Origin of the sequence: Amycolatopsis solani, from assembly GCF_033441515.1 — a bacterium.
Classification (GTDB): Bacteria; Actinomycetota; Actinomycetes; order Mycobacteriales; family Pseudonocardiaceae; genus Amycolatopsis; species Amycolatopsis solani.
Map to the genome: position 1 here is coordinate 327077 of NZ_JAWQJT010000001.1, position 25708 is coordinate 352784.

Here is a 25708-nt window from a genome sequence, read left to right on the forward strand (position 1 = left end):
GCAGTGATTTTCTAAGTTTGAACTGTCAACTTTTCCCGGTCACCGGCACCGGTTCCGCCATCAAGAGCACTTCGCTGCTCCCCTTGCGGGTATCCCGCCGGTCGAGCCAGCTCAGCAGCGGCGCCGTCATGATCGTGGTGACCAACGCCACCAGCACCAGCACCGTGAACAACGCCGGCGAAACGATCCCGGCGGCGAGCCCGACGTTGAGCGCGATCAGCTGCATCAGCCCGCGGGCGTTGATCAGCGTGCCGACGCGCAACGCGATCGGCTGCGACTCCCCCACCAGCCGCGCCGCTCCCCAGCAGGCGCCGAGCTTGCCGATGATCGCGACGACCACGCAGAGCACGGCGAACAGCAGCAGCTTCGGATCGGCGAGCAGCGCGAACCGCGTGTTCAGGCCGGAATAGGTGAAGAACAGCGGGAGGAACACGATCCGCCCGATCGGCATGATCTTCGCGAGCACGGCGTCCGCGGCGGGCACGCGGGGGAACACGATGCCGACGCAGAAGGCGCCGAACACCGCGTACAGCCCGATGACGTCGGTGAACCAGGCGGCCGCGAACAGGGTCAACGCCGTGATCAGCATCTTCTGGTCGGCGGAAAGCCGTTCACTGCCCATCGCCTTCGCGAGCACCCGGCGGCCGACGAGCACCAGCAGCAACGCGAACAGCAGGCCGCCGCCCACGGCCAGCGCGACCGGGCCGGCCGAGTCCGCGTGCATGCCCAGCACCACGGCCAGCAGGATCCACGCGAGGACGTCGTCGAGGGCGCCGCAGGCCAGTGCGAGCGAGCCGAACCGGGTGCCGCCGAGACCGCGTTCGGTGATGATCCGGGCGAGCATCGGGAACGCGGTGATGGCCAGTGCTACCCCGACGAACGCCGCCGACGTCGTGAGCGAGACGCCGTCCTTGGCGATGCCGGCCCAGCTCGTGCCGAACACGGCGACGCCGACCCCGAGCGCGAGCGGCACCACCGTGCCGGCGGCCGAGATCGCGCCGACCGACTTCGCCGAGCCGCGGATGCTGCGGAGGCTGAACTCGTACCCCGCGCCGAACATGTAGATGACCAGGCCGATCTGCCCGCCGACGTAGAGCAGCGGGCGGATGCCGTCCGGGAACAACGCCGTCTGCACGTCGGGGAGGACCAGCCCCAGCAACGACGGGCCGAGCAGCACGCCGGAGATCATCTCGCCGACCACCGGCGGCTGGCCCAGCCGCACCGCGACCAGGCAGACCAGCCGGCACACGACGAGGATCGCCGCGACGGCGAGGAAGAAAGCCGGTGCCGCTTCGGTGGGGGTCATGACTTGCCTCCGGCGAAGTAGGTGGTGCACAGGGCTTGGCGACGGGCGTCGAGGACCATGTACGTGCCGAACACGAGCTGGGCGAAGCTGCGCCAGACGTCTTCCCAGCGGTCGCGCACCGCCAGCCAGAGCAGCGGCAAGCGCTTTCGCCGGGCACCGCGCGGGGTGAGCAGCGCCGGGCCGCGGTTGGGGATCGACCGCGTGTGGCCCGCCGTGGAGGCGAGGCTGAACCGGCGCAGCACTTCGCGCGTCACCACGCGCATGGTCGGCGGCGCCAGCCCGCGGGCCGGGCAGGCGCGGTTCTGCGCGACCCCGAACGGGATGAACGCGTCCTTTTCGGACTGCGCGGCGAACTCGGGGTAGGAGAAGCACAGCACCGTGCCCGCCGGGATGGTCAGGTCCGCCAGCTCGATGTCGGCCGTGGAGATCCGGTGCGCGATGCCGAACAGCGGGAACCGGCGCAGGCCGTCGTCGATGACGCGGTCGAGGTAGGCGTCGTCGTCCGGGTGCTCGGCGAGGCGCCGCTGGGTGTCCGGAGACTTCGCGATGATCATCAGCAGGTGCGCCATCGCCTCGGACATCTGCACGACGGCCGTGTTGAAGAAGGTGCCCTGCAGGTAGTAAGCCTGTTCCTCGGGGGTCAGCGACGGCGGCAGCGGGTGCGGGACGTCGGCGAGGCGCCGCCGCAGGTACTTCGTCAGCCGGGCCCGGCGGCGCATGTTCCGCGGGCGCACGCACTTCAGCGCCGAAACGACGTCGTCGGCGTGCGCCACGATGAGGTCCCGCGCCTCGGGCGGGCACGGCTCCTCGAAGACGAGCTCGTAGTACAGCTCGGCCCAGATCGGCATCATTTCGTCGCGCAGCCGGACGAGCCCGGGCCCGACGCCGTCGAGGACGTGCGCGGCCACCCGCCGGGCCAGCTCCTCCGAGTCCTTTTTGGACCGGATGAGGATGTGCCGGGTGCACTTGGCGACCTCGTCGTAGCGCGGCCCGGGTTCGAGGTGCTCCTGGTGCACCTCGGGCCCGGGCGCGAGCCAGTACCAGAACAGGTCGGACAGCGCGGCGCCGCGGCTGCGGCCGTTCGCCGCCGGGTCGGCGTAGACGCGGCGGAAGTCCTCGACGCCGACCCGCTCGCCGGGGATGGTCACCGTCTCCTGGCCGTTGACCAGCGAGAAGATCTTCATCCGCAGCGCCACGACCCGGGACGGCAGCCACGCGGGCGCGGTCGCCACCGCGGCCGCGGCCAGCGCTTTGCCGATCATCGCCGCACCTGGTCCGGGGTCAGGTCGGCCGGGTGCCGGCCGCCGCACAGGGCGAGGGCCTGGTCGAAGTCCTCCCGCAGCAGCTCCAGGACCTGCGTGACGCCTTCACGGCCGCCGACGGCCAGTCCCCACACGACCGGACGGCCGACCGCGACCGCGTCCGCACCCAGCGCCAGCGCCTTGACGACGTCGGTGCCGCGGCGGATCCCGCCGTCCACGAGCACCGGGATCGCCCCGCCGACGGCTGCCGCGATGTCGGGCAGGACGTCGATGGTGGCCGGCACGGTGTCGAGCTGGCGGCCGCCGTGGTTCGACACGACGATCCCGGCGACGCCGTGGTGCACGGCCAGCCGCGCGTCCTCGGCGTGCAGCACGCCCTTGATCAGCACCGGGAGCTTGGTCTTCGACCGCAGCCACGCGATGTGGTCCCAATTGAGCCCGGCCGACATGACGATGTCACGGACATGACTCGCGTTGCCGCCGCTGCGGTTCTCGCCGATGTTCCGCAGGTTCTCCACGGCGAATCCCGGCGGCAGGTCGTGGAAGTCGTTGCGGTCGTCGCGCTCGCGGCGGCCGAGCACCGGTGAGTCGACGGTGACGACGAACGCCTTGACCCCGGCGTTCTCCGCGCGGCGCACGATCGCCTCGGTGAATTCCAGATCCGGCTGCAGGTAGAGCTGGAACCACAGGCCCGGATCCGGCGCGACCTCGCGGGCCGCCGCGGCGACGTCTTCGATCGCCGTGGTGGCGGCCATGCTGACGATCAGGATCGTGCCCGCGCGCGCCGCCGCCCGGGCCGTGGCGAGTTCACCGTCGGCGTGCGCGAGCCGGTGGAACGCCGTGGGCGCGATGAGGATCGGCATCGACGACGACGTCCCGAGCAGCTCGACGCTCAGGTCCCGCTTGTCGCTGCCGCGCAGGACCCGCGACAGCAGCCGCAGCCTCCGGAACGCGGCCTCGTTCTCCGCGACGGTGATCTCGTCCTGCGCGCCGCCCGCGAAGTAGTCGTAGTGCGCCGGGTCGAGGCGTTCGCGAGCCGCCGCCTCGAACTCCGCGATCGTCCGCATCAGAGTTCCCGCGAGAAGAACGCGGTCAGCGGTTCGACGTGCACCTCTTTGTCCCACTCGTTCTCGAGGTTCTCGGTGACGTGGTGGGTGGCGGCCAGCTCGCCGCGGCGGTAGTGCCGGACGATCGGGTGCAGGTAGTGGCCCTCACCGTGGTCGTTGGCCTGGTCCTGGGCGGCGCGCGCGACGAAGTCGAACGGGTCGATCTTGTCGTGGTCCGGGCCGTAGTCCAGGGTGACGACGTAGGCGTCCTCCGGCGGGTCGTCGAGCAGCCGGTCCACCGGCACCTCTTCGAGGTAGCGGGCGGTGTCGCCGTCGACGACCACGACGTCGCCGAGGAAGCCGAACTGCTGGTACAGCGCGGAAGTCCGGTTGATCCGGGTGATCACGGCGTCGGTCAGCGCGTCCGGTTTGGCGGGCAGCTCGACCGACGGCCACGGCGTGCCGAGGTAGCGCTCGTTCAGCACCTTGGCGAGCGCGCGGGCGCCGTAGCGGAAGCCGTGGATGAACGCGCTGGTGGCCTTCTTGAAGTCGCGGACCTGCGTGATCGTGCCGGCGAAGTACAGGTCCGGCACGTTCGTCGACTCCCAGCTCGGCGTCTGCGCCGGGAACCGGTCGTCGATGGTGAGCTCGGGGCGGCAGTCCTCGTCGAAGAGTTCCGCGTCGAAGCGGAAGCCGGTGCAGCCGATCACGCGGTCGTAGCGGATCTCCTTGATCACCTCGTCGGCGCGGGCGAAGGCGAACTTGACGTGGTAGCCGTCGGCGTCCTTGCGGACCTCGCGCACGTCGCCGTCGAGGATCGCGTGCTGCAGCTTGAGCTGGTACATGTCGAGGATGCCCGCGTTGTAGGCGCGCAGGTGGCCGACGAAGTGGGTGCGCCAGGCCAGCTTCACCGGCCGCGGCCCGCCGACGTGCACGACGGCGGCCTGCTCGATGAGGTTGTCCGCGGTCTCGAACGCGGAGTTCCCCTTGCCGAGCACCAGGACGCGCTGGTCGGTGAAGTCGGCCGGGTCGACGCTGACGTCGACGTACTGGTCGATCAGCTCGGCGCCGGGGAACCGCGGGATGTAGGGCTTGGTCACGCCGGTGGCCATGATCAGCCGCTTCGCGCGGAACTCTTCGCCACCCGCGGTGAGCACGAAGAGAGCGCTTTCCGGATCGCGGCGGATGCGCGTCACCCTGGTGTCGTAACGGACGTTCACCTGGTGCTTCGCCGCGTAATCGGCCAGGTAGCGCAAGAGGTCCGGGGCGTCCGGGAAGAGCTTTTCGCTGTAGTCCGTGAACAGCACCGGGTCGTCGTCGCCGTCGGCGAGGATCGAGTTCCAGTCCATCCGCAGGCGCAGCTCCGGGTCGTCGTACCCGGTGTGCTTCTTGTTGATGGAGATGAGGGTCCGGTGCCGTGGGAAGGTCTCGAAGAAGTGGCCGGGCGCGGAACCGGCCTCCAGCACCAGGTACCGGTGCCCGGCGCGGCCGAGGTGCTGCCCCAGCTGCAAGCCCGCGGGCCCGGCCCCGACCACCAGACAATCGAGCACTTCCTCCGCCACGACGACCTCCTGAGGCTCGGCACCGACCACTTGATCGGCGCCGAGCCTGCTCCGGAGATCTCAGAAAAGCCTCAGAGCGCGGGCCCGGTCGTGAGTGTTTAGTCGGGTTCTAACCCGACTAAACACTCACGAGCAGCCGCGGCAGACTGCTCACCGGCCGGCGGCGCGGGCGAGGCGTTCGGGGTAGCGCTCGCCGGCGATCGCGTCCGCGGGGGCGGCCGCCTCGATCGCGGCCAGGTCCCCGGCCGTCAGCTCCAGCGAAGCCGCCGCCACGTTCTCTTCGAGGTACTTGCGGCGCTTGGTGCCCGGGATCGGCGCGACGTCCTCGCCGTGGGACTGCACCCAGGCGAGCGCGAGCTGCCCGGCGGTGACGCCCTTCTCCTCCGCCAGCTTCCGCAGCGCCTCGACGATCGCCATGTTGCGCTCGAAGTTGCCCTCGGCGAAGCGCGGCAGGCCGCGGCGCATGTCGTCCGCCGGCAGGTCCGCCATCGACGTCACCGCGCCGGTGAGGAAACCCCGGCCCAGCGGCGAGAACGGCACCACGCCGATGCCGAGCTCCCGGCACGTGTCGAGGATTTCGCCCTCGATGCCCCGCGTCCACAGCGACCATTCGCTCTGCAGCGCCGTCACCGGGTGCACGGCGTGGGCGGCGCGGATCGTCGCGGCGCTCGCCTCGGAAATCCCGGCGTACCGGATCTTCCCGGCCTCGGCCAGCTCGCCCAGCGCGCCCCAGGTCTCCTCGATCGGCGTGTCCGGGTCGACGCGGTGCTGGTAGTACAGGTCGATGTGGTCGACGCCGAGCCGTCGCAGGGACTCGTCGCAGCTCTGCTTGACGTAGGCCGCGTCGCCGCGGGCCCCCATTACGCCGTCGGTCCACACGATGCCGAACTTCGTCGCCAGCACGACCTCGTCGCGGCGGCCGGCGATGGCGCGGCCGACCAGTTCTTCGTTGACGCCGTTCGCGTAGACGTTCGCGGTGTCCAGCAGCGTCACGCCGAGCTCGAGCGCCCGGTGGATCGTCGCGATCGACTCCTCGTCGTTGTCGCGGACGCCGTACGCCTGGCTCATCCCCATGCAGCCCAGCCCCTGGGCCCCGACTTCCAGTCCGCCGAGCTTCCTGGTCTTCACGCGGAAATTTCCTCCCTGCCGGGTTCCACGCCGAGCACGTTGCGCTCGACCTGTGCGTAGTTGTCGATCTTGTAGTCGAGGATGTCGAGACAGCCCTGCAGCTCGGCGATCCGCTCGGCCACCGACCGCCGCTGCTCCACCAGCAGAGCCTTGCGGCGGCCCGCGCTGGCGACGCCGAGGCGGCGCAGCGACGCGTACTCGCGCATGCTCTTGATGGGCATCCCGGTGGTGCGCAGCTTGGTCAGGAAACCGAGCCAGTTCAGGTCGTCGTCCGAGTAGGCCCGGCGGCCCGCGGTGTCACGGGCGGGCGGGTCGAGCAGTTTGATGCGCTCGTAGTACCGGAGGGTGTCGATGGACAGTCCGCTACGTCGAGCGGCTTCCGCTATCGAGTAGCTCATGACCTCGACACTACGACCTGGAGTGCACTCCAGGTCAACTCCTGACCTGGCGATTCATAACAGCGTTGCGATACGCTGCGTACATGGCTCGCCCCCGCACGCACGACGAAGCGCTCCGGCTGAAGCTGCTCGACCGCGCCGGTGAGCTCATCGCCGCCGACGGGCCGAAGGCGCTTTCCCTGCGGAAGCTGGCCGCCGACGCGGGCACGTCGACCACCGCCGTGTACTCCCTCTTCGGCAGCAAACCCGATCTGGTGAACGCCCTCTACACCGAGGGCTTCCGCCGCTTCGGCGCGCGGATGGCGGGCACCGAGCTCACCGGCGACGCCGTCGGCGACCTCGTCGCGCTCGGCAGCGCCTACCGCGCGAGCGCGCTCGCCGACCCGCACCTGTACGGGATCATGTTCAGCAAGTCGGTGCCCGGCTTCGAGCCCAACGAAGACGCCGAAAAGCTGGCCAGGAAGACCTTGGAGCCGCTGGAGACGGTCATCCGCCGAGCCGTCGCCGACGGCGTCTTCCACGACGTCCCGCCGGCCACCATCGCGGTCGGCTGCTGGGCCATCGTGCACGGGCTGGTGTCCCTGGAGCTGACCGGCAACCTGCCGGACGAGTTCGACGTGACCGGCTCGTACGAGCGGGCGCTGCGCGCGAACGCCACCGGCTGGCTGCGGCCTCAGAACAGCGACCCCTCGTAGCCGGCCCTTCGCGTCCCGGCACCGGGCGGGACGTTGCTATTCGTTCTCCGGGAACCGGGCGTCCGTCAGGTCGATGTCCTCGTGTTCGCCGCCCTCGAAGTCGGCCTCGCCCTCGAACCGCGCGCGGGTCAACTCGAACCGGCCGCCCGAGCGGACCCGGGTGAACCGGGCGAACGCACCGAAGCGCGCCCAGGTGAAGAACGCGCCCTCTTCGAAGACCGACCGGTCGAAGTTGACCGCCGAGGTGAACTGCGCGCCGAAGAACCCGGCCCGGCGGGTGAAGGTCGTGCCGCGGATGTGCACCGCCCCGACGAACTTCGCGCGGCTGAAGTCCGCGGCGGCCAGGGTGCAGCCGCTCAGCCGGAAGTCGACGAGGGTGGCCCGTTGCAGGTCGATCGCCATCCCGGGCCAGAACCCGGGCTCCTCGTGGGTCAGGTGGGTCTTGAGCAGTTCCTGCGCGGCCAGGCGGACCAGCAGCTCGGCCTCGTCGTAGTCGGGCGGCTCGAGGTCCGCGGTGCCCTTCAGGCCCGCCTTCGGGCCGTCGAACGGCATCCGCAGGTAGGCGCACAGGACGTTGACGATCGTCTGGCGCTGCTTCGGGTTGTCCTGCCCGAGCCGCTCCAGCGCGTACAGCCCGCCGAACCGCACCGGCGCTTTGTCACTGCCGAGCTGTTCGACGGCTTTCGTGTACAGCTCGGTGACCCGCCGCTCCTCGAGGTCCCGCTCGGTCACGCCGGCGACGCGCGTGGACTCGGCCAGCTGCAGTTCGAGGGTGCGCTGGCGGCGCGTCGCGAGCCACAGCGCGAACACGCCGCCCGCGCCCGCGCCGACGCCGAACGCCGTCTTGACCGCGTCGATGCGCACCGGCGCGGTCGGCTCCCCGGACCAGGCGAGGAAGAGCCACAGCAGCCCGGCGGTGACGGCCGCGACCGCGACGGCGGTCACCGCGATCCACCGCCACTTCAGGACCGGCAAGGTCTTAAACGGCGCCGTACTGGCGGTCACCGGCGTCGCCGAGGCCCGGCACGATGAAGCCCGAATCGTTGAGGCGCTCGTCGATGCTGGCGGTGACCACGCGGACCGGCAGGCCGGTCTTTTCCAGGTGCGCCAAGCCTTCCGGCGCGGCGAGCGCGCAGATGGCCGTGACGTCGTCGGCACCGCGGTCGGTGAGCAGCCGGATCGTGTACTCCATCGAGCCGCCGGTGGCGAGCATCGGGTCGAGCACCAGCACCGGCCGGTCGGCGAGCGACTCCGGCAGCGATTCGAGGTACGGCGTCGGCTTGAGCGTCTCCTCGTCGCGCGCGAGGCCGACGAAGCCCATCTGCGCGTCCGGAATCAGCTTGTGCGCCTGGTCGGCCATCCCGAGCCCGGCCCGCAGCACCGGGACGAGCAGCGGCGGCTTGGCGAGCTTGTAGCCCTCGGTGCGCGCGACCGGCGTGTGGATCCGCTCGGTCTTGACCGGGACGTCGCGCGTGGCTTCGTAGACCAGCATGACGGTCAGCTCGTGCAGCGCGGCCCGGAACGCGGCGCTGTCGGTGCGCGCGTCGCGCATCGTGGAGAGCCGGGCCTTCGCGAGGGGGTGGTCGACGACGTGCACATCCATGCGGGTCAATCTAGCCGTTTCGCGAAGCTCTTCACCCAGCCGCGCTGCCACGGTGTTTCGACGGCTCGTTCGTCGTAGTTTTCGCGCACCCAGGCGACGGCTTCACCGGCCGGCACGCCGGACAGGACCGCGAGGCAGGCCAGCACGGTGCCGGTGCGGCCGGCGCCGCCGTAGCAGGCGACTTCGACGCTTTCGGTCTTGGCGCGTTCGTGCAGGGCCTTGATCTTTTCGCGGGCGTCTCGCGGGTTGACCGGCAGGAGGAAGTCCGGCCAGTTAACCCATTCGTGCGGCCAGGTGATGCCCCCGCCGTGCTTGCGCCGCAACCGGCTCGTCCCCAGGTAGAGCCCGAAATCCGGCTCGGCTCCGTCGGGTTTCGGGCGGCCGAGGCCGCGCCCGCGCACCTCGACGCCGTCGGGAAATCGCACCATCGGCCCAGTGTCCTCCAGAAGGTGGACACGGAGGGTGGTTTTCGCCGATAAGCTGCGCCGGGTGAGCGAACTGACGCCCGACCAGATGCGGGCCTCCGACGCCGACCGCGAGCGCGTCGCCCAAGTGCTGCACAACGCCCTCGCGGAAGGGCGGATCACGGTGAACGAGCTCGAAGAGCGCCTGTCGACGGTCTACGCGGCGAAGACCGTCGGCGACCTCAAACCGGTGACGGTGGACCTGCCCACGTCGTCGGGCGCCGTCGAGCCGGCCACGTCCCGCGCGCTGGGCTTCCCGGACCAGCGCATCGGCGGCTACGCGGGCTCCCCGGTGTCGATCGGCGTCCTGTCGGGCGCGGTCCGCAAGGGCAGCTGGGTCCTGCCCCCGCAGCACACGAGCCTCGCCTTCTGGGGCGGCGCGGAGATAGACCTGCGCCAGGCGAGGTTCGCGGACAAGCACTGCACGATCACGGCCATCGCGATCATGGGCGGCATCCAGATCACGGTCCCCGACGACATCAACGTCGACGTGACGGGCATCGGCTTCATGGGCGGCTTCGTGCTGGAGGACAAGTCGGGAGCTCCCCCGGCCCCGCCGACGGCACCGACGGTGAAGATCAACGGGCTGGGCTTCTGGGGCGGCGTGGTCGTGTACCGGCGGCCGGCTCAGCGGGTGGATCCGCCGCGGATCGAGAAGGGCTGACCTCGGAGTTGTGACGCGCTCGGCACCCAGCGTCACACCCGATGGGGGCTCGCACTGTCGTACCCGCCGCCTAGACTCAGGCGCATGACAGCCACGACCAGCACGTCAGCGGCGCCGGCCACCCCGGCACCGCTGGCGGACGCGACTCGCGACGACGCGAGCCTGCGCCGCTTCCTGCTCGGGCTGCCCGGTGTCGACCAGGTCGGCGTCGAGCAGCGCGCGGCGGGCCTCGGCACGCGCAGCATCAAGAAGGACGCCAAGCGGTGGGCCATCGACACCGCCATCTCCATGGTCGACCTGACCACGCTGGAGGGCGCCGACACCCGCGGCAAGGTCCGGGCGCTGGCCGCGAAGGCCGTCCGCCCCGATCCCGAGCGGCAGGACACCCCGCGCGTCGCCGCCGTCTGCGTGTACCCGGACATGGTCGCCACCGCCGTCGAAGCGCTCAAGGGCAGCGGTGTGCACGTCGCGAGCGTCGCCACCGGCTTCCCGGCCGGGCGCACGAGCCGCGAGATCAAGCTGGCCGACACCAAGATCGCCGTCGACGCGGGCGCGCACGAAGTCGACATGGTGATCGACCGCGGCGCGTTCCTCGAGGGCCGCTACATGGACGTCTTCGAAGAGATCCAGGCCATCAAGGCCGCCTGCGGCGAAGCCCACCTGAAGGTCATCCTCGAGACCGGCGAGCTGGCGACCTACGACAACGTGCGGCGCGCGTCGTGGCTGGCGCTGCTGGCCGGCGGTGACTTCATCAAGACGTCGACCGGCAAGGTCTCCCCCGCCGCGACGCTGCCGGTCACCCACATCATGCTGCAGGCCGTCCACGACTGGCACGCGCAGACCGGCGAGCTGCGCGGCGTCAAGCCCGCGGGCGGCATCCGGACCACGAAGGACGCGATCAAGTACCTCGTCGCCGTGCACGAGGTCGCCGGCGAGCAGTGGCTGGTCCCGGACCTGTTCCGCTTCGGCGCGTCCAGCCTGCTCAACGACCTGCTGCTGCAGCGCCGCACCCAGGTGGACGGCCACTACAGCGGCCCCGACTACGTGACGGTGGACTGATGCCTGTTTTCGAGTACGCACCGGCGCCCGAGTCGCGCGCCATCGCGAACCTCAAGGACCACTACAAGCCGTTCATCAACGGCGAGTTCGTCGACGGCTCGGGTGAGCCGCTCAAGACGATCAACCCGGCCACCGAAGAGGTCCTCGCGGAGGTCGGCACCGCGTCGAAGTCCGATGTGGACACCGCGGTCAAGGCCGCGCGCAAGGCTTTTTCGAGCTGGTCCAGGCTGCCGGGCACCGAGCGAGCGAAGTACCTCTTCCGCATCGCGCGGCTGATCCAGGAGCGCTCGCGCGAGCTGGCGGTGCTGGAGAGCCTCGACAACGGCAAGCCGATCAAGGAGTCGCGCGACTCCGACATCCCGACCGCGGCGGCGCACTTCTTCTACCACGCGGGCTGGGCCGACAAGCTCGACTACGCGGGCTACGGGCCCAACCCGAAGCCGCTCGGTGTCGCGGGCCAGATCATCCCGTGGAACTTCCCGCTGCTGATGCTGGCGTGGAAGATCGCGCCGGCACTGGCCACCGGCAACACCGTGGTGCTGAAGCCGGCCGAGACGACGCCGTTGACCGCGCTGGTCTTCGCGGAGATCTGCCAGCAGGCCGAGCTGCCGCCGGGCGTGGTCAACATCCTGCCGGGCGCCGGTGACATCGGCGCGTCCATTGTGGACCACGGCGACATCGACAAGATCGCGTTCACCGGCTCGACCGAGGTCGGCAAGGCGATCCAGCGCCAGGTCGCGGGCACGCCGAAGAAGCTGACGCTGGAGCTGGGCGGCAAGGCCGCGAACATCGTGTTCGAGGACGCGCCGCTGGACCAGGCCATCGAAGGCATCGTCAACGGCATCTTCTTCAACCAGGGTCACGTCTGCTGCGCGGGCTCGCGCCTGCTGGTCCAGGAGTCCATCGCCGAAGAGGTGCTGGAGAAGCTGCGCTACCGCGTCTCGACGCTGCGCGTCGGCGACCCGCTGGACAAGAACACCGACGTCGGCGCGATCAACTCGGCCGAGCAGCTGGCGAAGATCCAGGGGCTCGTCGAGTCCGGCGACGCCGAGGGCGCGCAGCGCTGGACCAGCCCGTGCCCGGTGCCGGACCGCGGGTTCTTCTTCGCCCCGACGGTGTTCGCGAACGTCCACCAGTCGATGCGGATCGCGCGCGAGGAGATCTTCGGCCCGGTGCTGTCGGTGCTGACGTTCCGCACGCCGGACGAGGCCGTGACGAAGGCGAACAACACGCCGTACGGGCTTTCGGCCGGTATCTGGACCGAAAAGGGCTCCCGCATCCTGTGGATGGCGAACCAGCTGCGCGCCGGCGTGGTCTGGGCCAACACCTTCAACCGCTTCGACCCCACCGCCCCCTTCGGCGGCTACCAGGAATCCGGCTTCGGGCGCGAAGGCGGCCGCACCGGGCTGGAGGCGTACCTGAATGTCTGACCGGATTTCCGTAGCCAAGACCTACAAGCTGTACGTGGGCGGCAAGTTCCCGCGTTCGGAGTCCGGCCGGGTGTACCCGGTGACGGACAGCAAGGGCAAGTTCCTGGCCAACGCGGCCCACGCGTCCCGCAAGGACGTCCGCGACGCGGTGGTGGCGGCCCGCAAGGCCTTCCCCGGTTGGTCTGCCGCCACGGCCTACAACCGCGGCCAGGTGCTGTACCGGGTGGCCGAGGTGCTGGAAGGCCGCCGCGACCAGTTCATCGCGGAAGTGTCCGCTTCGGAGGGCTTGGCGGCGAAGAAGGCCGAGTCCCTGGTTGACGCGGCGATCGACCGCTGGGTCTGGTACGCGGGCTGGACGGACAAGATCGCGTCGGTCCTGGGTTCGGCCAACCCGGTGGCGGGCCCGTACTTCTCGTTCACGGTCCCGGAACCGACCGGCGTGGTGGGCATCCTGGCCCCGCAGGCGTCGTCGTTGCTGGGCCTGGTCGAGGTCCTGGCCCCGGTCCTGGCCACCGGCTCGACGGCGGTGGTGGTCTCGAGCGCGGAGCGTCCCCTGCCGGCGATCACACTGTCGGAGGTCCTGGCCACGTCCGACGTCCCGGGCGGCGTGGCCAACATCCTGACGGGCCACGCGTCGGAGCTGGGCCCGTGGCTGGCCTCGCACGGCGATGTGAACGCACTGGACCCGACAGGAGCGGCCCCGGACGACCGCCCGGGCTTGGCACGCGAAGCGGCGAACACGGTGAAGCGGGTGCTGACGGTCCCGGCGGCGGAGCCGGACTGGACGGCAGCTCCGGACCTGACCCGGCTGCGCCGGTACCTGGAGGCGAAGACGGTCTGGCACCCGCTGGGCGTCTGAGTTCGACGCCGGGAGGCCACCACCCAGACCGGGTGGTGGCCTCCGTCGCGTTCGGGCCCGATCGCCTGACGCCCACCTCGATCACCGGTACAGTCCCAGCCAGGTACGCAGCGTGACGCATCGGGGAGGGTGCAGGTGCCGGACGACGAAGAGTGGGCGTTCGAAAACGAGATCGAACTCTGGGACGACGACGAAAGTCCGCCGCCGGTCGAAGACGAGCCGGAACGGGACGGCCCCGCCGGACGTGATGGGGATTCGGTCGTGACGGTGACCGTCTCGCCCGCGGGTGAGGTCCAGCGGGTCAGGCTCGCCGAGGACTGGAAAACCAAGGTCGACCCCCGCGGCCTGCATTCGAGTGTGCTGACCGCGGCGAACGCGGCGACCATCGAGGCTTTGGCACGGCGCGCCCGGGACGTCGAGGCTAACCCGGCATCGCGGCCACCGGCCGCCCAGGACGAGACACCGCTCACGGCGCGCGACGTCTTCCGGCTGGAGGACGCGGTGCGAGGCGAGGCGAACTGGAACAGCTTTCGACTCGGATGTCCACGGCCGGCCTCGACGTCGTCACCGCGGAAAGCAGCGGCGGCCATGTGAGCGGCAGCGCCCGGAGCGGCCGCTACCTCGGCCTGGACCTCGACGCGACCTGGGCTTCGATCGCCCGCAACGCCGAGGTCGAGAGCGAGTTGCTCGACGTTCTGCGCGCCCTGCACCGCCGATCGGCTCCGTCGGACTTCGCGCCGCAGCCACCAGGTCCCGCCTACACGGAACTGCTGGGGTTGCTCGCCGACCCGGCCCGGCTCCTGCGCCGGGTCGGTCTCACCCCACCCATCGGCCACCCGGAAGGACGTGATCGCCGATGAGCGACGTCGAAGTCGCCCTGGAAGCCCTCCGCTCGGACGCCGCGACCTGGGATCAGGCCGCCGACAACCTCAATCAGGCACGCGGCATCGTGGCACCGCTGGAACTCACCCCGAAGGACGTCATGAGCTACGCGGCCGCCAGAGGCTTCAACCGCCGCTACAACGACATGCGCGCGAAGCTCGACCACCTGCTCGCCCAGGGTTCCGAGAACTTCCGCGGCATCGCCGGCAGCCTGCTCACCGGCGCGACCATCTACGAACAGGCCGAAGCCGACCACGCGAACCGCCTGGGCAATCTCGACGGGCACTGAGGGGAAGACCATGACCGCACCGGGCGGCACCGCGATCATCGACCGGACTCTGGACGACCTGCGCGCCATCGAAGAGAAGTTCCGGGAGTTCATGGACAAAGTACGCGATCTCCTCGACTGGGTGCCGAGCGCTCTGGAGACGCTCGTCCAACCCGTCATCGATCTGGTGAACTACGTCAACGGGAAGTTCGGCGAATACCTGCTGGCGGTCCAGCGGTTCAAGGACGATGTGGGCGATCCTGACAAGCTGAAGCAGGTCGGACGGCAGTGGATCGAGGAGTTCTCGCACACGGTCGACGAGATCGCGGGCACGCTGCACCTGGACAAGCTGAAAGCCAACATCCAGTGGCAGGGCCGAGGCGCCGAAACCTACAAGGCCGCGGTTCCCGCACAACTTGAGCACCTGGACTCGATGAAGGATCTCGGCGAGCAGATGCGCGACTCGCTCACCAGCCTCGCCAACGGCATCGAATCCTTCTGGCTGGCCATGAAAGTGATCGTCGGCGGACTCCTCGCCGCCATCGTGTCCGCCATCCTCAGCGCGGTCACCGTCATGGGCCTGCCACTGGCACTGGGGATCATTTCGGCCGCGATCTCCATGGCCGTTCCCGCGATCACCGGCACCATCGTCGCGATCGAGGCGCTGCTGGACGTGATCGAAACCGAGCAGAACTCCATCCAGGCCAAGGTCGACGACCTCGGCGACCGCTGGGAACCGACGATTACCACGACCATGTCCCACCCCGGCGACTGGCGAGTCAATTAGCCATGGACCACTTCCCGATCGACCCGCGGGCCTACGTCTGGCTCCCGCCTCGACTCACCGCCAAGCTGAAACGGACCCTGCCGCTCCTCGGTGGCCTCACCACCGTTGTCGCGCTGGCCATGTGTGTCGCCGTTCCCGTCCTGGGCTACACCCTGCCGAGCAGTCACAGCGTCACCAGCGACATCCCCGTCATCTGCGGCCTGTTCAGCGCCGTCATGCTGCTCATGTCCGGCATCGCGCTGTTGTTCGCCCCAGCCTGGGTCGAGGTCGGGCACCACCCGGGCGGGACCGGCCACATCCTGCGGCTCCGGCCGGCTTCCGCGTCCATCGGCCCGCTGTGCGGCGGGAGCGTTTCGGTCGTCGGGCTCCCGCTCTTCTACCTCTTTTACAGCGGGAATTTGACCTGGTCAGAGCCTCAGGCAGCGGGCGACATCCAGATCACCTCGGGGATCTTCGTCTTCATGATCATGCCACTGGTGGCCGTCGCGCTCGGAGTCGTCGATGTCGTCGTGGGGTGGCCCGTTCTCCGCCCCTCCCAGCGGACCATCCAGCGCTACGCCCGCTAGCTCATCGTCACCGAGAAGTCCGTCAACGTGAACCGCGCCTTCCCCCCACCCGTCGAGCAGAACTCGATCCCATACCCGATCTGGTTCACCGTCGGATTGGCCGGGATCAGGCCCTTCCCGATCGCCCACGCGATCATCGCCTTCAGGTCCACCGTGCCCGAGTACTGCGTCGTCCGCGAAACGAACGCCACGTACCCCTCGTCCTCCGCCCAGACGTCGTACGTGAAGCCACCCGCGGTGTACGTCGTCAGTTTGTCGCCCGCCGGGACCTGTTTGCGGTTCTCCGTCCAGACCATCAGCTCGCTGACGCCGTTGCCGTTGCCGACGCCGTTCAGCCACAGGTCGTACGCCACGTCGTAGATGCCGACGTCCGGGCCGCGGCCCGCGAAGGTCGACTTGATCACCTTGAAGTCGTTGAACGGTTTCCCGTTCTGGTCGTTAATGTCCTTGTGCACGTTCGGATAGGTTTTCACCGACGTCGAATCCGGCTGGACGGAATCCACGTACCAGTTGTCGTACGCGCACGCGCGCAGCGTTTCCGGACCCGCTTCGCCCGCGTTCCACATGTTGTTGTGGACGTAGTACCCGCCGTCCGACCAGCCGCCGTCGGCGTCGCTCGTCGTGAACTCCGGGGAACTGCAGTTCCGGGCCGGTGTCACCGATGGCGCGGTCGGTGTCGGCGCAGGTGGAGACGCAGATCGGGACGTGCTCGGCGGCACCGAAGCCGGGGGCGCGAGCGACGCGCTGGACGTCGTCGGCGCCGGCGGGGCCGACCCGGCGACCGGCGTCACGTCGTCGTGGCCGCAGCTCGCGAGCAGCAGCAAGGGAATGACCAACAACGCGGATCTTCGTCGCATTTTCCCGCCCCACGGCCAGAATCAGGCAGAACGAGGCGGAACATTAACACGGAAATCCGGAGAATCAGCTGGGGTCCAGGTCACGGGATGTGATCGGACGGCCCGGCAGCTCGGTTCCCGGCCGCGCGCTGAGGCCGTCGATCATGATGCCGACGCAGCGGCGCGCCGCCATCTCGGAGACGTCCGCGGACTTCGCGCGCATGTGGCGCAACAGGGTCGCGAACAGGATCGCGATGTCGCCGGCGCCGACGTCCTCGCGGAGCTTGCCCTCGGCCTGCGCGCCGACGACGAAGCCGTCCAGGACCACCAGGATCTCGTCGCGCAGGCGGCGGACCTCCGGGTCGTTCTTCAGGATCACCAGCGCCCGATGCGACACCATCGCCAGCTGGACGCTCAGCTGCAGCTCCACCGACTGCCGCAGCAGGCGCTCCAGCGCGCGCCACGACGACGTCTCCTCCGCGGCGATCACCTTGGCATCGACCAGCACGCGCTCGAAGTTGTCCATCGCGACGGCGCGGATCAGCGCGTCCCGGTCCGGGAAGCGGCGGTAGAGCGTGCCGACGCCGACGCCGGCCGCGCGGGCGATCTCCTCCATCGGCACCTCGGCACCGGACGCGGCGAAGATGGTCTTCGCCGCCGCGAGGATCTGGTCGCGGTTGCGCCGTGCGTCCGCTCGCAGGGTGGTCTCGGGGTCTGCCGTCATGCCGTTCGCTCCTCGCTGGATCGCGCGGGGTGATTCTCGCATGGTCAGGCGGCCACACAATGGATCCGCACCGGGTCACCCGTTAGCTAGTGGACGACTTCCGTCCGCTTCGGTACCTTGGACCGAGGAACCGGAATGTAATCCTCCGCATACTGTACGTCCGTTTTAGGGGGCCCGAAATGACCGAAGTCGCCGATCCCACCACGAAGGACGAAGTCTTCCCGCTCGTGCGCAGCTGTCCGTTCGCCCCGCCGCCGGCCTACGGGAAGCTCCGCGAAGCGGGCCCGGTGCACCGCGTCGAGCTGCAGTCCGGTCAGGAAGCGTGGGCGATCACCCGCCTCGAAGACGTCCGGCAGATGCTCACCGACCCGCGGTTCAGCTCCGACCGGTTCAACCCCGGCTTCCCGTTCCTGACCAAGCAGGGGCGGCCGGTCCGGCGGACCAACTTCACCGCGTCGCTGATCAACATGGACCCGCCGCAGCACGGCGCGGCCCGCCGCGAGGTCGTGGGCGAGTTCACCGTCCGCCGGATGAAGGCGCTCGAGCCGCGCATCCAGCAGATCGTCGACGAGCACATCGACGCGATCCTGGCCGGCCCGAAGCCCGCCGACCTGGTCTCCGCGCTGTCGCTGCCGGTGCCGTCGCTGGTCATCTGCGAGCTGCTCGGCGTGCCCTACGGCGACCACGAGTTCTTCCAGGTCCGCAGCTCGACGCTGCTCAACCGGGACGTCGACCAGGAGGTCCGGGTCAAGGCCGTCGACGAGCTGCAGGAGTACCTCGACCAGCTGGTCGCCAAGAAGGAAGCCGACCCGACCGACGACCTGCTCGGCCGCCAGATCCTCAAGCAGCGCGAGGAGCACGGCGAAGCCGACCACGACTCGCTGGTGTCGCTGGCGTTCCTGCTGCTGATCGCCGGGCACGAGACGACGGCGAACATGATCTCGCTCGGCACGGTCGCGCTGCTGGAGAACCAGGACCAGCTCGCGATCATCAAGAACGACCCCGGCAAGACGCTCGACGCCGTCGAGGAGCTGCTGCGGTACTTCACCATCGCGGAGTTCGCGACCTCGCGCGTCGCCACCGAAGACGTCGAGATCGGCGGGCAGCTGATCCGCGAAGGCGAAGGCGTGCTCGGCCTCAGCTACTCCGGCAACCGCGACGAAGCCGCGTTCGAGAACGCCGACGAGCTCGACCTCGAGCGCGGCGCGCGCCACCACGTCGCCTTCGGCTTCGGGCCGCACCAGTGCCTCGGCCAGAACCTGGCCCGGATGGAACTGCAGATCGTGTTCGACACGCTGTTCCGCCGCATCCCGGAGCTGAAGCTGGCCGCGCCCGTGGATCAGCTGCCGTTCAAGCACGACTCGTCCATCTTCGGCCTGTACTGCCTGCCCGTGACCTGGTGAGGGAGACGTCATGACGACCGTCGAGAAGCACGAGTTCCCGATGACCCGCACGTGTCCCTTCGCGCCGCCGCCGGCGTACGAGGAGATCCGCGAGGAGGCCGCGGTCGAGCGGGTCCGGCTGCCGGACGGCGGCGAGGCCTGGGTGGTCACGCGGCTCGACGACGTCCGCACGGTGCTGAACGACCGGCGCTTCAGCGCCGACCGGCAGCACCCGGACTTCCCGCAGCTGGTCAAGGGCGGGTTCCGGCGCCAGGGCGACGAGCGCACGATGATCACCATGGACGCGCCCGAGCACGGGCCGGCGCGCAAGGCCGTGCTCGGCGAGTTCACCGTGCGCCGGATGGAGGCGCTGCGGCCGCGGATCCAGGAGATCGTCGACGAGCGGATCGACGCGCTGCTGGCCGGGCCGAACCCCGGCGACCTGGTGGAGACGCTGTCGCTGCCGGTGCCGTCGCTGGTGATCTGCGAGATGCTCGGGGTCCCGTACGGCGACCACGACTTCTTCCAGGAGCACACGGCGAAGCTGATCAAGCGTTCGACGACGGCGGAAGAGCGGCGGGCGGCGTTCGACACCATCCGCGGGTACATGGCTGACCTCATCGCGACCAAGGAGGAGAACCCGCCGGACGACCTGCTGGGCAGGCAGATCGTCAAACTCCGCGCGGACGGCACATACCGGCGGGAGCAGCTGGCCGCGACCGGGTTCCTGCTGCTGGTGGCCGGGCACGAGACGACGGCGAACATGATTTCGCTGTCCACGGTGGCGTTCCTGCGCAACCCGGAGCAGCTCGCGGCGATCAAGGCCGACGCGGGCAAGACGCTCGACGCAGTCGAGGAGATGCTGCGCTACTGGACGATCGTCGACGCGGCCACGGCGCGCCTGTGCGTCGAGGACATCGAGGTCGGCGGGCAGCTGATCCGGGCGGGCGAAGGCGTGCTGGCACTGGGTTACGCGGCCAACCGCGACCCGCGGGCGTTCGAAAACGCCGACGAGCTGGACATCGAGCGCGGCGCCCGCCATCACGTGGCGTTCGGCTTCGGGCCGCACCAGTGCCTCGGCCAGAACCTGGCCCGGATGGAACTGCAGATCGTGTTCGACACGCTGTTCCGCCGCGTGCCTTCGCTGGCGCTGGGCGCTCCGGTGGACGACCTGCCGTTCAAGGACGACGCGAACATCTACGGCCTGTACCGGCTGCCGGTGACCTGGTAGAGATCGGACTGCCACCCCACCACAGGAAGAAGGACCATGAAGATCATCGCGGACACCGGCAAGTGCGTCGGCGCCGGTCAGTGCGTGCTCACCGAGCCCGCGCTGTTCGACCAGAGCGAGGACGACGGCACGGTCATCGTGCTGAACGAGACGCCGGAGGGCGAACTGGTCGAGAAGGCCCGCGAAGCGGTGCACGTGTGCCCCAGCCAGGCCCTCTCGCTGCAGGAGTAGCGCTGCCGCGGCCGGTCGTGAGTGTTTAGTCGGGTTAGAACCCGACTAAACACTCACGACAACTTGTCCACAGGGGTCTGGAACCATCCACAGATTTGTCGAGCACCTCCTACGAGGCCGCCGGCGCTGCCATGGTCGTGGCATGCCCCTTCACACGCGGTGGTCCGTCGATCACCTTTCGGACGCAGCCAGACCGAGCTGGCAAGTCACCCTCGCCGAGCAGTACGGCGTCCTCGGAATCCGGCAGCTGCGCGCGTACGGCCACAGCAGAGCCGACCTGACGGCCAACGTCGACGCCGGACGGTGGCAACGCGTGCTGCCGGGCGTCTACGCGACCTTCACCGGAGAGCTGCTCCGGCCGGCTCGCCTGTCGGCGGCGCTCCTCTACGGCGGCCGGCACGCGGTGCTCAGCCACCATTCGGCGGCCGAGGAGTGGGGCCTCGTGCCGATCGCCGACCGGCCGGTCGAGATCACCGTCCCCTACACGAGTTCGGCCGTCTCCCAGCTTCCGTTCGTGGTCGTGCACCGCTCGCGCGCCTTGAGGTACACGACGCTCCCGACCGTGCCGCCCCGCACCCGCGGTCCCGACACCATCCTCGACCTCGCCGTTTCACAGGAGACGGGGGAGAAAGCGACGTTGCTCGTCGTCGATCTCGTCAGTCGCAGCACGATCTCGCCCCAAGACGTCGAGAACTGCTTCCTGCTGCGGCCGCCTTTCCGCTTCCGGGCCGCCATCCGCCGCGGGCTCGGCCTGGTGCGCAACGGGTTGATGTCCGCGCTCGAAGTCGAGTACCTCGAATCGGTCGAAGACGAGCACGGCCTGCCCCGCGGTGACCGGCAGACGCCGTTCCTCGTGGACGGCAAGACCCTTTGGGAGGACGTGACGTACGACAAGCACGGCGCAGCGGTCACCATCCGCCTCGACGGCCGCGCCACCCACGCCTCGGCGGGTGTCGCCTTCCGCGACCGACGTCGGGACAACGCGGCTGAACTCGCGGGCCGGGCGAGGCTCGTGTACGGCTGGCGCGATGTCCACACGATGCCCTGCGCGGTCGCCGCGGAAGTCCGGCAGGTCCTCGTCCGGGAGGGCTGGGACCCCGCGAACGGCCGGAAGCCGACCTGCCGCCACTGCAGCCGCGAGCCGGTCGTGAGTGTTTAGTCGGGTTAGAACCCGACTAAACACTCACGACCACTTGCACCGAGCCCCACTCGCGCAGTCCCCCCGAAAGGCCCGGCGCTACTTGACCGCGCCCATGGACAGCCCCCGCACCAGGTGGTTCTGCGCGATCCAGCCGACGATCATCACCGGCAGCGACGCCAGCAGCGCGGCGGCGGAAAGCTGGGCCCAGTACAGGCCCTCACTGGTGATGAACCCGACGAGGAACACCGGCACCGTGCCGGCCCGCGCCGCCGTCAGGTTGACCGCGTAGAAGAACTCCGTCCAGGAGAAGATGACGCAGATCAGCGCGGTCGCCGCGATCCCGGGCGCGACCACCGGCATGATGATCTTGCGCAGCAGCGTCGGCAGGTTCGCGCCGTCGATCCGGCCCGCCTCGATCATCTCGTGCGGCACTTCCAGGAAGAACGACCGCATCATCCAGATCGCGAGCGGCAGGTTCATCGACGTGTACAGGATGACCAGCGCCCACACCGTGTCCAGCAGCTCGGTGTTCTGGGAGATGATGTACAGCGGGATGATCGCCGCGACGATCGGCAGCATCTTCGTCGAGAGGAAGAACCCGAGCGCGTTCGAGGTCTTCTTCACCGGCGCCAGTGAAAGCGCGTACGCCGCCGGGATGCCGAGGACGAGCACCAGCACCGTCGAGAGCACCGTGACGAACGCGGAGTTCGACAGGTAGGGCAGGAACCCGCCCTTCAGCACGTTGGCGATCTGGTCGAACGTCGGGCTGAAGAACAGCTTGGGCGGGTCGGTGTAGGCGTCGGCCTCCTGCTTGAACGCCGTGAGGATCAGCCACAGCAGCGGGAACACGAACAGGATCGCGACGACCCACGTGACGGCCGTGAGCGCGCGGGGGCCGGCTTTGCGGCGGGCGAGCGTGGTCATTTGATCCCTCCGTTCACGGAGAACGTGCGGAACATCAAGCGCAGCGCGAAGGTCGCGACGATCATCGTGAGGATCACGACGATCACGCCCATCGCCGACGACTGGCCGACGTCGAAGCCTTCGAACGCGCGCTGGTAGATGTAGTACGGCAGGTTGGTGCTGGCCGTGCCCGGCCCGCCCTGGGTCATCAGGAAGATCGCGTCGAAGCTGTTCACGATGTAGATCGCGCCCAGCAGCGTCGCCAGCTGCAGGAACCGGGACAGGTGCGGCAGCGTGATGGAGACGAACGTCCGCCAGCGGCCCGCACCGTCCACATTGGCCGCTTCGAGCACGTCCTTGGCCTGGCTCTGCAGGCCGGCCAGGATGAGCAGCATCATGAACGGCGTCCACTGCCAGACGATCTGCGCCATCACCGACGCCAGCGGGAACTCCGAAAGCCAGTCGACGTCGGTGCCGAAGACGAAGTGCAGCAACCCGTAGGTCGGGTCGAACATCGTCGTCTTCCACAGCAGCGCGCCGGCCGCCGGCAGGATCAGGAACGGCGTGATCAGCAGCGTCCGGACGACGCCGCGGCCGAAGAACTTCCGGTCGAGCAGGATCGCCAGGCCGAGGCCCAGCAGCAGCGCGACGAACACGCACACCACGGTCAGCAGCACGGTGTTGAGCAGCGCGACGAGGAACGTCGTGTCGCTGAAGACGTCGATGTAGTTGTCGAGGCCGACGAAGTGCCGCGAACCCGGGCGGACCAGGTTCCACGACTGGAACGAGTAGAACACGGTGAGCAGGAACGGCAGCTGCGTCACCGCGATGACGAAGACCAGCGCGGGCAGCAGCGGCAGCCGCCGTTTGGCCGCGGTGCTCAGGCCTTTCTTTTCCACGACCTTAGCGCGTGTCTGGGACTGGGGCGTGTCTACGGAAAGCGTGGACATCACTGCACCGCCTTGTAGGAGTCGCCCACCGTCTGGGCGTAGTCCTGGGACTGCTGCAACGCGTCGTCGACGGACTCGCGCCCGGCGATCGCCGCCGACAGCTGCTGGCTCACCCGGGTGCCCAGGTCCTGGAATTCGGGGATGCCGACGAACTGGATGCCCGGGTAGGGCACCGGGTTCGCCATGGCCTTCTGCTGGTTCGCGTCCGCGATCCCGTCCAATGTGGGCTTCGCGTACGCCGCCGCGGCCTTGGCGTAGTCCGGGATGTCGTAAGTGGACTGACGCACGCCCGGCGGGACGCGGTTCCAGCCGTAGGTCTGACCGACCTTCCGCACGTACGCCTTATCGGTCATCCAGGCCATGAACTTCCAGGCCGCGGCCTTGTCCTTGGCGACCTTCGGGATGCCGAGCGCCCACGTGTAGAGCCAGCCGCTGGCCTGCGTCTTGACGACCGGCGCCGGCGCGTACCCGGACTTGCCGACGATCTTGCTGCTCGCCGGGTCCTCGTTCGTGCCCGCCATGACCGTGGCGTCGTACCACATCGCGGCCTGACCCTGCGTGTAGCGCGTGCCGCACTCGGAGAACCCGGCGCTGGAGGCGCCGACCTCGCCGTGCTCGCGGATGAGATCGACGTAGAAGTTCGCGGCGGCCTTGAACTCCGGCGTCGTCAGCTTGGCGTTCCAGTCCTTGTCGAAGTACTGGGCGCCGAAGGTGTTGGCGACCGTGCTGAACGGCGCGAGGCTCTCGCCCCAGCCCGGCTTGCCGCGCAGGCAGATCCCGGCGACGCCGTTGGCCTTGTCGTCGAGCTTCGCGGCGAACTCGGCGACCTGCGGCCACGTCGGCTTGGCCGGCATGGTGAGCCCGGCCTTCTCGAAGAGGTCCTTGCGGTAGGCCAGGAACGACGACTCGCCGTAGAACGGCACCGCGTACATCTGGTTCTGGTAGGACAGCGACTGCTTGATGCTGGGGATGAAGTCGCCTTCGTCGTAGCCCGGGGTGGCCGCCATGTGCGGTTCGAGGTTCTCGAGCCAGCCGTTGGCCGCCCACTGCGGGGCCTCGTAGTTGCTGATCATCACGACGTCGAACTCGCCGCCCTCGGTGGCCGTCGACGCGGTGATCTTGGCGCGGGCCTGGTTTTCCGGCAGCGACACGAACTTCAGGTCGATACCGGTGGCCCGCTCGAACTCGGGCGCGAGCGAGATCGCGTCCTTCATCTGCGGGTTGGACACGATCGCGATGACGAGCGTGCTCTTGCCCTGGCCGAGCGAGCCGGCGCCGGCGCACCCGGTGGCCACCAGCGACGTCGCGGCGAGGAGGGTGAGCAGCTTACGCACGACCGCCTCCCGGGAGCACCTGGACCTTGAGGCCGGCGCCACTGCGCATCTTGACCAGCGCGTCGGGGTACTGCTCCAGCGGCAGCCGGTCGGTGAGCAGCTCTTCGGTGTCGATCGCGCCGTCCGCGACCAGGTCGAGCGCGGCGCCGTAGCTGTTCAGCACGGCCATCGAGCCGACGATGGTGATCTCGTCGTTGTAGATGCGGAACGGCGACAGCGCGACGCGCGCTTCGGCCGGCGCGACCCCGAAGACGAGCAGCCGGCCCCCGCGGCGGGTGGCGTCGAAGGCCGCTTCGATGGCGGGCGCGGCGCCGGTGCAGTCGACGGCGGCGTCGAACTTCTCGTCGTCCAGCTCGCCGACGTCCGCCGCAGTGGCGACGGCACCGAGCCGGGCCGCGCGCGGCAGCCGGTCGGCGTTGCGGTCGACCACCGTGACGTGCGCGCCGGCCCGCTGCAGCAGCTGCTGCATGATCAGGCCCATCGTGCCGGCGCCGACGACGAGGAAGCGTTCACCCGCCTCGACGCCGACGCGGCGCACGCCGTGCACCGCGCAGGAAACCGGCTCGACCAGCGCACCCTGTTCCCAGGTCATCGCGTCGGGCATGCGGTAGCAGTTCGCCGACGGGACGGCGACGTACTCGGCGAAGGCGCCGTCGACGGTGTCGCCGGTGGCGTTCCAGTTGGCGCAGAGGTTGCCGTGGCCGGAGCGGCACGGGCCGCAGTAGCCGCAGAACAGCGACGGGTCGACGGCGACGCGGTCGCCGACCTGCCAGCCGCCCGGCACGTCCGAGCCGAGCTCGACGATCTTCCCGGCGAACTCGTGGCCGGGAACGATCGGGTACGGCGTCGGCGGGAAGTGCCCGTCCGCGATGTGCAGGTCGGTCCCGCAGATCCCGCAGGCCCCGACCTCGACGACCACCTCCCGCTCCCGCGGCTTCGGATCGGGCACGTCACCGACCCTGATCTCGCCGGGCCGGTCGATGATGGCGGCACGCAT

At 69.4% G+C, this 25708-nt stretch carries 29 protein-coding genes; 14 read left to right on the plus strand and 15 right to left on the minus strand.

Annotated features, from left to right (window positions below; translation table 11 throughout):
* Positions 1-25: 25 nt before the first annotated feature.
* From SD460_RS01600 to SD460_RS01625, 6 genes are all read right to left on the minus strand, one after another.
* Positions 26-1306 (minus strand): cation:proton antiporter, encoded by a 1281-nt coding sequence (locus SD460_RS01600; RefSeq protein WP_290056080.1) that lies wholly within the window; start codon positions 1304-1306, stop codon positions 26-28.
* The gene (locus SD460_RS01605; RefSeq protein WP_290056079.1) at positions 1303-2568 is read right to left on the minus strand and encodes a cytochrome P450 family protein; all 1266 of its coding nucleotides are present in this window, start codon (positions 2566-2568) and stop codon (positions 1303-1305) included. Before SD460_RS01605 ends, SD460_RS01600 begins: the two co-directional genes overlap by 4 nt.
* Positions 2565-3635, minus strand: a complete 1071-nt coding sequence (locus SD460_RS01610) for an alpha-hydroxy acid oxidase (RefSeq protein ID WP_290056078.1) — start codon at positions 3633-3635, stop codon at positions 2565-2567. The genes SD460_RS01605 and SD460_RS01610 overlap by 4 nt, the downstream gene beginning before the upstream one ends.
* A complete protein-coding gene (locus SD460_RS01615) occupies positions 3635-5176 on the minus strand; it encodes an NAD(P)-binding domain-containing protein (RefSeq protein WP_318305847.1) in 1542 nt (513 codons plus the stop codon). Before SD460_RS01615 ends, SD460_RS01610 begins: the two co-directional genes overlap by 1 nt.
* A 150-nt stretch (positions 5177-5326) precedes the next feature.
* The gene (locus SD460_RS01620; protein ID WP_290056093.1) at positions 5327-6250 is read right to left on the minus strand and encodes an aldo/keto reductase; all 924 of its coding nucleotides are present in this window, start codon (positions 6248-6250) and stop codon (positions 5327-5329) included.
* 50 nt (positions 6251-6300) lie between these two features.
* A complete protein-coding gene (locus tag SD460_RS01625) occupies positions 6301-6702 on the minus strand; it encodes a MerR family transcriptional regulator (protein ID WP_290056077.1) in 402 nt (133 codons plus the stop codon).
* A gap of 83 nt (positions 6703-6785) precedes the next feature.
* On the opposite strand from SD460_RS01625, the gene SD460_RS01630 reads away from it, so the two are divergent.
* Entirely contained in the window at positions 6786-7397 is a 612-nt protein-coding gene (locus SD460_RS01630; RefSeq protein ID WP_290056076.1) for a TetR/AcrR family transcriptional regulator, read from the plus strand.
* 36 nt (positions 7398-7433) lie between these two features.
* Here SD460_RS01630 and SD460_RS01635 read toward each other — a convergent pair whose 3' ends face one another.
* Genes SD460_RS01635 through SD460_RS01645 form a run of 3 tightly spaced genes read right to left on the minus strand, consistent with a single transcriptional unit; the run spans position 7434 to position 9428 of the window.
* On the minus strand, positions 7434-8342 hold the full coding sequence (locus tag SD460_RS01635) for a pentapeptide repeat-containing protein (protein WP_290056075.1): 909 nt from the start codon (positions 8340-8342) through the stop codon (positions 7434-7436).
* A gap of 34 nt (positions 8343-8376) precedes the next feature.
* A complete protein-coding gene (gene upp / locus SD460_RS01640; RefSeq protein WP_285482509.1) occupies positions 8377-9000 on the minus strand; it encodes a uracil phosphoribosyltransferase in 624 nt (207 codons plus the stop codon).
* Positions 9001-9005: 5 nt separating this feature from the next.
* Complete coding sequence (locus tag SD460_RS01645) at positions 9006-9428, minus strand: protein-tyrosine phosphatase family protein (RefSeq protein ID WP_290056074.1); 423 nt, start codon at positions 9426-9428, stop codon at positions 9006-9008.
* 85 nt (positions 9429-9513) lie between these two features.
* On the opposite strand from SD460_RS01645, the gene SD460_RS01650 reads away from it, so the two are divergent.
* The 9 genes from SD460_RS01650 (at position 9514) to SD460_RS01690 (ending at position 15979) form a co-directional block, all read left to right on the plus strand.
* Positions 9514-10128: a DUF1707 SHOCT-like domain-containing protein gene (locus tag SD460_RS01650; RefSeq protein ID WP_290056092.1), complete on the plus strand. Its 615-nt coding sequence runs from the start codon at positions 9514-9516 to the stop codon at positions 10126-10128.
* Between the two features lie 84 nt (positions 10129-10212).
* A complete protein-coding gene (deoC, locus tag SD460_RS01655; RefSeq protein ID WP_318305848.1) occupies positions 10213-11187 on the plus strand; it encodes a deoxyribose-phosphate aldolase in 975 nt (324 codons plus the stop codon).
* Positions 11187-12617 (plus strand): aldehyde dehydrogenase family protein, encoded by a 1431-nt coding sequence (locus tag SD460_RS01660; RefSeq protein WP_290056072.1) that lies wholly within the window; start codon positions 11187-11189, stop codon positions 12615-12617. The genes deoC and SD460_RS01660 overlap by 1 nt, the downstream gene beginning before the upstream one ends.
* Complete coding sequence (locus SD460_RS01665; protein ID WP_290056071.1) at positions 12610-13476, plus strand: aldehyde dehydrogenase family protein; 867 nt, start codon at positions 12610-12612, stop codon at positions 13474-13476. The genes SD460_RS01660 and SD460_RS01665 overlap by 8 nt, the downstream gene beginning before the upstream one ends.
* A gap of 135 nt (positions 13477-13611) precedes the next feature.
* Positions 13612-14070: a YbaB/EbfC family nucleoid-associated protein gene (locus SD460_RS01670; protein ID WP_290056070.1), complete on the plus strand. Its 459-nt coding sequence runs from the start codon at positions 13612-13614 to the stop codon at positions 14068-14070.
* A complete protein-coding gene (locus SD460_RS01675) occupies positions 14067-14336 on the plus strand; it encodes a hypothetical protein (protein ID WP_290056069.1) in 270 nt (89 codons plus the stop codon). The genes SD460_RS01670 and SD460_RS01675 overlap by 4 nt, the downstream gene beginning before the upstream one ends.
* Entirely contained in the window at positions 14333-14647 is a 315-nt protein-coding gene (locus tag SD460_RS01680; protein WP_290056068.1) for a hypothetical protein, read from the plus strand. The genes SD460_RS01675 and SD460_RS01680 overlap by 4 nt, the downstream gene beginning before the upstream one ends.
* A 10-nt stretch (positions 14648-14657) precedes the next feature.
* Entirely contained in the window at positions 14658-15413 is a 756-nt protein-coding gene (locus tag SD460_RS01685; protein WP_290056067.1) for a hypothetical protein, read from the plus strand.
* 2 nt (positions 15414-15415) lie between these two features.
* On the plus strand, positions 15416-15979 hold the full coding sequence (locus SD460_RS01690) for a hypothetical protein (protein ID WP_290056066.1): 564 nt from the start codon (positions 15416-15418) through the stop codon (positions 15977-15979).
* On the opposite strand, the gene SD460_RS01695 is transcribed toward SD460_RS01690, so the two are convergent.
* Positions 15976-16836, minus strand: a complete 861-nt coding sequence (locus SD460_RS01695; RefSeq protein ID WP_318305849.1) for a GH12 family glycosyl hydrolase domain-containing protein — start codon at positions 16834-16836, stop codon at positions 15976-15978. The two genes, SD460_RS01690 and SD460_RS01695, sit on opposite strands and share 4 nt — an antisense overlap.
* A 64-nt stretch (positions 16837-16900) precedes the next feature.
* Positions 16901-17539: a TetR/AcrR family transcriptional regulator gene (locus SD460_RS01700; RefSeq protein ID WP_290056064.1), complete on the minus strand. Its 639-nt coding sequence runs from the start codon at positions 17537-17539 to the stop codon at positions 16901-16903.
* Between the two features lie 179 nt (positions 17540-17718).
* Between SD460_RS01700 and SD460_RS01705 the strand changes: the two genes are divergently transcribed.
* The 4 genes from SD460_RS01705 to SD460_RS01720 all read left to right on the plus strand — a co-directional run bounded on the left by SD460_RS01705 (position 17719) and on the right by SD460_RS01720 (position 21542).
* Positions 17719-18942 (plus strand): cytochrome P450, encoded by a 1224-nt coding sequence (locus SD460_RS01705; protein ID WP_290056063.1) that lies wholly within the window; start codon positions 17719-17721, stop codon positions 18940-18942.
* A gap of 10 nt (positions 18943-18952) precedes the next feature.
* Positions 18953-20152 carry a cytochrome P450 gene (locus SD460_RS01710; RefSeq protein ID WP_318305850.1) on the plus strand — a complete coding sequence of 400 codons (1200 nt, stop codon included), beginning with the start codon at positions 18953-18955 and terminating at the stop codon, positions 20150-20152.
* 36 nt (positions 20153-20188) lie between these two features.
* A complete protein-coding gene (locus SD460_RS01715; protein WP_290056061.1) occupies positions 20189-20383 on the plus strand; it encodes a ferredoxin in 195 nt (64 codons plus the stop codon).
* A 142-nt stretch (positions 20384-20525) separates the two neighbouring features.
* The gene (locus tag SD460_RS01720; RefSeq protein WP_290056060.1) at positions 20526-21542 is read left to right on the plus strand and encodes a hypothetical protein; all 1017 of its coding nucleotides are present in this window, start codon (positions 20526-20528) and stop codon (positions 21540-21542) included.
* 78 nt (positions 21543-21620) lie between these two features.
* Here the strand turns inward: SD460_RS01720 and SD460_RS01725 are convergent, their stop codons facing one another.
* Genes SD460_RS01725 through SD460_RS01740 form a run of 4 tightly spaced genes read right to left on the minus strand, consistent with a single transcriptional unit; the run spans position 21621 to position 25708 of the window.
* Positions 21621-22448: a carbohydrate ABC transporter permease gene (locus SD460_RS01725; RefSeq protein WP_290056059.1), complete on the minus strand. Its 828-nt coding sequence runs from the start codon at positions 22446-22448 to the stop codon at positions 21621-21623.
* On the minus strand, positions 22445-23377 hold the full coding sequence (locus SD460_RS01730; RefSeq protein WP_290056058.1) for a carbohydrate ABC transporter permease: 933 nt from the start codon (positions 23375-23377) through the stop codon (positions 22445-22447). The genes SD460_RS01725 and SD460_RS01730 overlap by 4 nt, the downstream gene beginning before the upstream one ends.
* Positions 23377-24711: an ABC transporter substrate-binding protein gene (locus SD460_RS01735; protein WP_290056057.1), complete on the minus strand. Its 1335-nt coding sequence runs from the start codon at positions 24709-24711 to the stop codon at positions 23377-23379. The genes SD460_RS01730 and SD460_RS01735 overlap by 1 nt, the downstream gene beginning before the upstream one ends.
* Positions 24704-25708 carry a zinc-dependent alcohol dehydrogenase family protein gene (locus SD460_RS01740; RefSeq protein ID WP_290056056.1) on the minus strand — a complete coding sequence of 335 codons (1005 nt, stop codon included), beginning with the start codon at positions 25706-25708 and terminating at the stop codon, positions 24704-24706. Before SD460_RS01740 ends, SD460_RS01735 begins: the two co-directional genes overlap by 8 nt.